Source organism: Nitrobacter winogradskyi, assembly GCF_006539545.1.
GTDB classification, from domain to species: domain Bacteria; phylum Pseudomonadota; class Alphaproteobacteria; order Rhizobiales; family Xanthobacteraceae; genus Nitrobacter; species Nitrobacter winogradskyi_A.
In genome coordinates this window covers 1-7,087 of sequence record NZ_BJNF01000065.1, presented here as the reverse complement: position 1 = coordinate 7,087, position 7,087 = coordinate 1, and the positions used below count along the sequence as shown (strand labels likewise).

Below are 7,087 nucleotides of genomic sequence, written 5' to 3'. Positions count from 1 at the left end.
GGCCGCTCTATAGCGTTTTCGAGCGAAGTGGATACCGGTTCGCGTAAAGAAAACGCGTCAAGACAACAATCTGGAGCTCCGCTTCTGATTCAATCAGAAGCGGTAACGCTATAGATCACGATGATCTTGAATCGAGACGATCCAAGATCATGAACGCGAATGCCCTGCCCTTGTGGATTTTCCCTCATCGGCGGCAGTCAGATATCGCGGCCGTCAACTTTCTCGGTCAAGGTTTTGACCAGCTCCCGCACCCTTTCGAGATGGGGATTGACCGCAAGCGCCTTGCGGAAGGCGTCAAGCGCGCGCTTGTCATCGCCAAGCTCCTGCATGATCACGCCGAGACCTGCCAGCGCTCCGAAGTGGCGCGGCTCGCGGATCAGCACCTGCTCGATATCCTCAAGCGAACGCTGATAATCGTTGCGCATGTAGTGCAAGGTTGCCCGCTGGCTCCATCCCTCGATGTATTCGGGACGCAGCTTTAAAACCGCATCAAGCAGCTTGAGCGCGACGTCGCTCTGTTTGGCGTCCGTCGCTGTCTTCACGCGTTGCATCAAAAGCGAGATCGTGTTGCTTGAGGACTGGCTCCAAAGCGCCAGGATCCGCGCCTCGACATGCCTCGCACTCGCCTCATCCGGCGCGGCCTTGAGAGCGCCGAAAAGGAAATCGAGGCCGCGATCCGTCTCTTTCGGGCTTTTCGGCAGCCTCAGTGTCGATCGTGGCGGATCGCTGGGCTGAGTGGCTTCAGGCGGCGTGGCCTGCGGAGAGTTACGCGGTGGCGACTGCGCGAAAACGATAGTTGGCGCCGGAGTCCCAGCGAAAGCGAGCAGCATCGGGAGACAAAGCCACCTGGCCGAGGAGGTTGTCGATTGCATTCACAAGCTCCGGACATCACGCGAGCTTCTGGAGCCTACACGACAGCGCTTTTTCGTTCCACGAATTGATCCAGCCGGCGTCCACGCGAACAGGTCATCCATCCTCGGGTCAGGCCCGACGAGATGCTTCGCTCGAAAACGCTATAGATACAGCAAACCCCGGCAAGGCCGGGGCGCATCAAGATCATATAATAGGGATTACGGACGACCCTGCCGTAAACCGGCGCGCTGAATCAGCCCTGGCGAGCCTTGAACCGGCGCTGGGTCTTGTTGATCACATAAACCCGGCCCTTGCGACGGACCAGACGGTTATCGCGATGCCGAGAGCGCAGAGATTTCAATGAGTTACGGACTTTCATAGGGATGTTCCTGATCTTTCAAAGCCCGTGTTACGAAAGGCCGAAACAGCAAAACGCAGGGCTCGCGGAGAAACCGCGCCAGACGCGCGGTTTCTAGGCCATCCCGGCCCGGACTGTCAATCCAGATGGTCTGAATTTCCGGGCCTATGCGAGCCTGTCTATTCCTTCACCTCATGGATGCTTGCCCACTTACAAATCAGGTTCCGCATGATTCAATTTTAAGTAGGTTTATCAAGGTTAACGATGCGCCGACATTCTCCGGTGCACGAGTGGAGCATTACGAAAACCAACCCCGCTGGAGCCATAAGAAGGGGTTCACGTTGGTATTCCGCCCAGCGAGGACTCTAAGCATGACCGACACAGCCAGGCAGGACGATCGAATCGCGGAAACGCCCTTCGGCAAGCGAAGGGTGAAGCCCCGCGCCTGCATTGTCGAAAGCAAGCATCACGTCCGGTCCCTGCTCAGCGAAGCACTCGAAGAACTGGGTTTCATTCCCCTCGCCTGCGCCACGCTGGAAGACCTTGATGCGTCTTTGCGTTTCGATTTTCCCGATATGGTTGTCATCAGCTTCTCGATGAACGGCCTGTCAGTTCCGGGCATCCTGAACCTGCTCGCAATGCGGACCTGCGCCGCAAAGGTACTGCTGATCGGACCGCCGGATGCGCCCGCCGTCAAGGCAGACCGGGAACTCGGGGAGAATCTGGCACTCGACTTGCTGCCGGTGCTATCGACGCCTTTCAGCGACAGGGATCTGCGCGCACGCGTCGCCGCCCTGGTGCCGGCCGAACCGCTATCCCCTCCGGTCGATGTGGCCGAGGCGCTCGGCGCCGGCTGGCTCGAACTCTGGTATCAACCGAAGATCAACGCGCGAAGTCTTTCGCTGAGCGGCGCTGAAGCGCTGATCCGGATGCGTCATCCGAACTGGGGGATCGTGCCGCCGGCCCGCTTCATTCCCGACGAGGGCGATCCTCATTTCCGCGCCCTGTCGGACTTCGTCATCGGCCGGGTTTTTCAGGACTGGCGTTATCTCGTCGCCAAATCGGGCAGCATCCATATCTCCATCAATCTGCCCCTCGCCTTCTTCACTGACGCAAACGCCGTCGATGACCTGCGGGTGCAGTTCCCGAATCATCCCGCCTTCGACGGCTTGACCGTGGAAGTCGGCGGCAGCGAAGTCGTGCAGAATTTACCGCTCGCGGTCGAGGCTGCGCACCGGCTGCGATTTCACAACATCGGCCTGTCGATCGATGACGTGGGCACGGAATGGTCGACACTGGCCGCGCTGAACGATTTTCCATTCGCCGAGATCAAGCTCGATCGCAAATTCGTGGACGGCAGTTCGTCCGCGCGGCTCAAGCGCTCCGTCTGCCGCCAGATCGTCGACCTCGCCAAGAGCCATGGCGTCAAGACAGTGGCAGAAGGCGTCGAGACCCGCGACGATTTCCTGGCGATGCATGGCATCGGCGTCGACTTCATCCAGGGGTTCCTGTTCGGCAAGCCGATGACCACCCGAAAATTCGCACACAACAGCCGTCAACGTCCGGCCTTCGCAGCCGATGCCTGAAAGCGGCGCTATCCGCTCGGCCAATGACTTACCGGTGATTTCCGGTTGCTTTCGCCACGATATCATCGCCGCTCGCCTCGGCATTGGACTCGAATACCGCGCGGCACGGCCCACCGAGCTGAGGCTGATTGTGCCGCAGGCAGGCGACAATACGGGCTACATCGGGAATTTCGCTGCCGCACAGCCTGAAGACATCAGGCGTGCAGGCCATCCTTTGGGCGAACGTGCCGCGATATTCTTCCGCATACGCAGTGAAGGCGATGCAGGCCACCGCCAGAATTCCGGAAAACAGGATAACTCCGTGCCTGAGCATGTGCCACCTCATCCCAATGCGCTCCACACGCCAGAGCATTTTTCGCTTCTGATCAAATCAGGAGCGAAGCTCCGGATGTTGTTTTGACGCGTTTGCTTCACGCGAACCGGCATCCATCCTTAGGGCTCAAGCCCGAGGACATGCTTCGCTTGAAAACGCTATGATACCTCCTCAAACCATTGAGGCGGCAGGAAGGTTCGTTTCAGGCCATACGATGGGGGTTGCGTGGCTTTCCGCGGGACGCGCGCCCCTCGCCGGTCCACCGCACCCCCGCATACCCTCTTCCGCTATGCCGAACGACGGGACGCACTTCCCCCGCGCCGTCCCGGATGCGCGAGTTGATGGGCGAGGTAATCGATCAGCACCTCGACGCGCGCCGGTCGCGGCCCGCCCGGCGGCATCACCAGATGAACCGCGCCTTCCACCTGTTTCCAGCCCTTCAGGAGAACCTCGACCTGCTTGGCGGCGATGGCGTCGCCGACGATGAATTCCGGCAGGTCCGCTATTCCCAGCCCGGCGATGATCGCGGGCAGCAGCGCCTCGCCGTTATTGACGCGCAGCCGGCCCGATGGCCGCACGGCAGCCTGTTCGCCGCGCGCATTGACGTAACGCCATACCCCCGGCGTCGACAGATAAGCGTAACCCAGACAACTGTGCTGGGCGAGATGCATCGGGTGCGTCGGCCTGCCGTGCGCCTTGAGATAGGCCGGCGACGCAACGGTATGACGCGGCATCGGGCAGAGCCGCCGCGCCAGCAACGACGAATCCGGCAGGCTGGCAATCCGCACGCCTACGTCAAACCCCTCGCCGATCAGATCGACCATCGCGTCGCTGAAATGGAGATCCACCGACACCTCGGGATACATCGCAAGGAAGCCGGGCAGCAGCGGCGCGATCACGTTGACGCCGAACGTCATGGGAACCGCAAGCCGCACCAGACCGCGCGGCACCGTCGATCGTGCCAGCGCCTCATTCTCGGCTGCTTCACCGTCCGCGAGCAGACGCGCGGCGCGTTCCGACAGGTTCTTGCCTGCATCCGTCAGCGCCAGGCGGCGCGAGGTACGATTGAAGAGACGGGCGCCGAGCCGGTCTTCAAGCCGGCCGACGGCTTTGGAAACCGTTGCTTTCGACAGACCCAGATCGGCCGCCGCGCCGGCGAAGGAGCGCAGTTCGACAACCTTGGCGAAGATCGCCAGCGCCTCGAAATCCGGAAGTCTCGCCATTCCTGTCCCACCATAGATAATTTTTAGAAACAATGTGTTTCGATAGTTTCTATTTATACACCTGACCGAAAGACATATCCATCCGTCAACCGCAGCCGACGGCCGAACGCCAATCGAGCCGGCAGCCGCGACGGCATACGGGCAATCGGAAAGGACAGGTCATGATCGAACTCAGACCCTTCAATAAACTCGGTGGCGCAGATCACGGCTGGCTGAAAGCAAAGCATCACTTCTCGTTCGCCAGCTATTACGACCCCGGCAATGTGGGACATGGCAGCCTGCGCGTGTGGAACGACGACGAGATCGCGCCGAACAGCGGATTTCCGCCCCACCCCCACGCCAACATGGAGATCATCACTTACGTTCGCGAAGGCGCGATCACCCATCAGGACAGCATGGGCAACAAAGGCCGCACCGAAGCGGGCGACGTGCAGGTGATGAGCGCGGGCTCCGGTGTGCGGCATTCCGAATACAATCTGGAGCCGGTGAAAACCACGCTATTCCAGATCTGGATCGAGCCCACGAAGGATGGCGGCGAACCCGCCTGGGGCGCAAAGCCTTTTCCGAAAGGCGATCGCTCGGGCAGGCTGGTCACCCTCGCCAGCGGATTCAAGGCCGACAGCGATGCGCTGCCGATCCGCGCCGATGCGCGCGTGCTCGCCACCACGCTGAAAGCCGGCGAGAGCGCAAGCTACGCGGCGAGCAAAACGCGCAACCTGTATCTCGTTCCCGCCGTGGGGGCGGTCGAAGTCAACGGCGTGCGCGTCAACGCTCGCGACGGCGCGGCCATCCACGACGAGGCGACGGTGAGCATCACCGCGCTGGAGGATTCCGAAGTGGTGCTGGTCGACGCGGCGTAAGCCGCCCACCCGACACAGCGAACGCGATGCGCGGCCCGACCGCCGCGCATCTTCCCTCAAACGCGGAGGTCAAAAATGGCGAAGGTTCTTGTTCTCTACTATTCCGCCTACGGGCATATCGAGGCGATGGCGAACGCCGTCGCGGACGGCGCCCGGGAAGCCGGAGCCACGGTCGACGTCAAGCGGGTGCCCGAACTCGTGCCCGAAGCGGTTGCGAAGGCAAAACACTTCAAGCTCGATCAGGCCGCGCCGCTGGCGAAAGTCGATGATCTCGCCAGTTACGACGCGATCGTCGTCGGCACCGGCACGCGGTTCGGACGGATGTCGTCGCAGATGGCGAGCTTCCTCGATCAGGCCGGCGGCCTGTGGGCTAGGGGAGCCTTGCACGGCAAGGTCGGCGGCGCATTCTCATCGAGCGCGACCCAGCATGGCGGCCAGGAAACCACGCTGTTCTCGATCATCACCAACCTTCTGCACTTCGGCATGACGATCGTCGGCCTGAACTACGGCTTCGCCGGCCAGATGGGCGTCACGGAGGTCACCGGCGGCGCGCCCTATGGCGCGACCACCATCGCCGATGGCGACGGCAGCCGCCAACCAAGCGCGAACGAACTCGCGGGCGCGCGCTATCAGGGCAGGATGATCGCCGAGACGGCGGCGAAGCTGCATGGCTAAACAACAATCCAGAGCTTCGCTTCTGATTCAATCAGACGCGAAATGCTCTGGTTTGCGGCTCCTCACGCTGAACGGCGGGCAACAGATGCCGCGGCCGTGGCCAAGACCCTGCCGGTCGTGTATCAGACCCTGAGAACCCACAGCCATTACGGAATACGCCTTGGTCCAGGATCCGACGAACAAGCCATTTCTCGAGGTGCTATCAGGCCGTCGCCAGGCCGTGCCGCCGATCTGGATGATGCGGCAGGCAGGCCGCTATCTGCCGGAATATCGCGAGTTGCGCGCGAAAGCCGGCGGTTTTCTCGACCTCTGCTTCACGCCGGAATTCGCCGCCGAGGTGACGTTGCAGCCGATCCGCCGCTTCGGGTTCGACGCAGCGATCATCTTCTCCGACATTCTCGTCATTCCCTACGCCCTCGGACGTTCGGTGCGCTTCGAGGCGGGCGAAGGTCCGCGGCTCGATCCGCTGGATACGCCGGACAAGATAGCCGCGCTTTCGAGCGAAGCCGACATGACGAAGCTTGAGCCGGTGTTCGAAGCGCTGCGCCGCGTCAAGCGCGAACTCGACTCAAAAACAGCCCTGATCGGATTCTGCGGCGCGCCATGGACGGTCGCCACCTACATGGTTGCCGGACAAGGCACGCCCGATCAGGCGCCGGCGCGGATGATGGCCTATCGCCACCCCGACGCCTTCGCCAAGGTCATCGACGCCATCGTCGACAACTCGATCCGCTATCTGCTCGGCCAGTTCAAGGCCGGCGCGGATGCGCTGCAAATCTTCGACACATGGGCGGGCGTGTTGCCACCGCGCGAGTTCGCGCAGTGGTCGATCGAACCCACCAGACGCATCGTCGCAGGCGTGCGCAGGCAGGTTCCGGACGCAAAGATCATCGGTTTTCCCCGCGGCGCGGGCGCCCTGCTGCCGTCCTATATCGAGGCGACCGGCGTCGACGCCGTCAGCATCGACTGGGCCGCCGAACCGTCCCTGATCCGGGACAAGGTGCAGAACCGGGTGGCCGTGCAGGGCAATCTTGATCCGCTGGCGCTGATCGCCGGTGGCGCGGCGCTCGACCGCGCGGTCGATGACGTGCTGACGAATTTCGCGGGCGGCCGGCTGATCTTCAACCTCGGCCACGGCATTCAGCCGGAAACGCCAATTCCGCACGTCGAACAGATGATCCGACGCGTGCGCGGTAACGGCATGCGCAACTAGAGCGGCC

8 protein-coding genes are annotated in these 7,087 nt (G+C 62.0%); 5 read left to right on the top strand and 3 right to left on the bottom strand.

Annotation, left to right across the window (positions count from 1 at the left end; genetic code table 11):
• Window positions 1–197: 197 nt before the first annotated feature.
• Window positions 198–872 (bottom strand): tetratricopeptide repeat protein, encoded by a 675-nt coding sequence (locus NWI01_RS12000; RefSeq protein ID WP_181410458.1) that lies wholly within the window; start codon window positions 870–872, stop codon window positions 198–200.
• Between the two features lie 233 nt (window positions 873–1,105).
• Complete coding sequence (gene ykgO / locus NWI01_RS11995; RefSeq protein ID WP_011314284.1) at window positions 1,106–1,231, bottom strand: type B 50S ribosomal protein L36; 126 nt, start codon at window positions 1,229–1,231, stop codon at window positions 1,106–1,108.
• Between the two features lie 350 nt (window positions 1,232–1,581).
• Between ykgO and NWI01_RS11990 the strand changes: the two genes are divergently transcribed.
• The gene (locus NWI01_RS11990) at window positions 1,582–2,796 is read left to right on the top strand and encodes an EAL domain-containing response regulator (protein ID WP_141384072.1); all 1,215 of its coding nucleotides are present in this window, start codon (window positions 1,582–1,584) and stop codon (window positions 2,794–2,796) included.
• Window positions 2,789–3,196 (top strand): hypothetical protein, encoded by a 408-nt coding sequence (locus NWI01_RS20190; protein ID WP_181410457.1) that lies wholly within the window; start codon window positions 2,789–2,791, stop codon window positions 3,194–3,196. Before NWI01_RS11990 ends, NWI01_RS20190 begins: the two co-directional genes overlap by 8 nt.
• A gap of 200 nt (window positions 3,197–3,396) precedes the next feature.
• Here NWI01_RS20190 and NWI01_RS11980 read toward each other — a convergent pair whose 3' ends face one another.
• Window positions 3,397–4,332, bottom strand: a complete 936-nt coding sequence (locus tag NWI01_RS11980) for a LysR family transcriptional regulator (RefSeq protein WP_141384070.1) — start codon at window positions 4,330–4,332, stop codon at window positions 3,397–3,399.
• A 161-nt stretch (window positions 4,333–4,493) separates the two neighbouring features.
• Between NWI01_RS11980 and NWI01_RS11975 the strand changes: the two genes are divergently transcribed.
• From NWI01_RS11975 to hemE, 3 genes are all read left to right on the top strand, one after another.
• Window positions 4,494–5,192 carry a pirin family protein gene (locus NWI01_RS11975; RefSeq protein ID WP_141384069.1) on the top strand — a complete coding sequence of 233 codons (699 nt, stop codon included), beginning with the start codon at window positions 4,494–4,496 and terminating at the stop codon, window positions 5,190–5,192.
• A 75-nt stretch (window positions 5,193–5,267) separates the two neighbouring features.
• Window positions 5,268–5,867 (top strand): NAD(P)H:quinone oxidoreductase, encoded by a 600-nt coding sequence (gene wrbA / locus NWI01_RS11970; protein WP_141384068.1) that lies wholly within the window; start codon window positions 5,268–5,270, stop codon window positions 5,865–5,867.
• A 235-nt stretch (window positions 5,868–6,102) separates the two neighbouring features.
• The gene (hemE, locus tag NWI01_RS11965; RefSeq protein ID WP_244613739.1) at window positions 6,103–7,080 is read left to right on the top strand and encodes a uroporphyrinogen decarboxylase; all 978 of its coding nucleotides are present in this window, start codon (window positions 6,103–6,105) and stop codon (window positions 7,078–7,080) included.
• The last annotated feature ends 7 nt before the right edge of the window (window positions 7,081–7,087 follow it).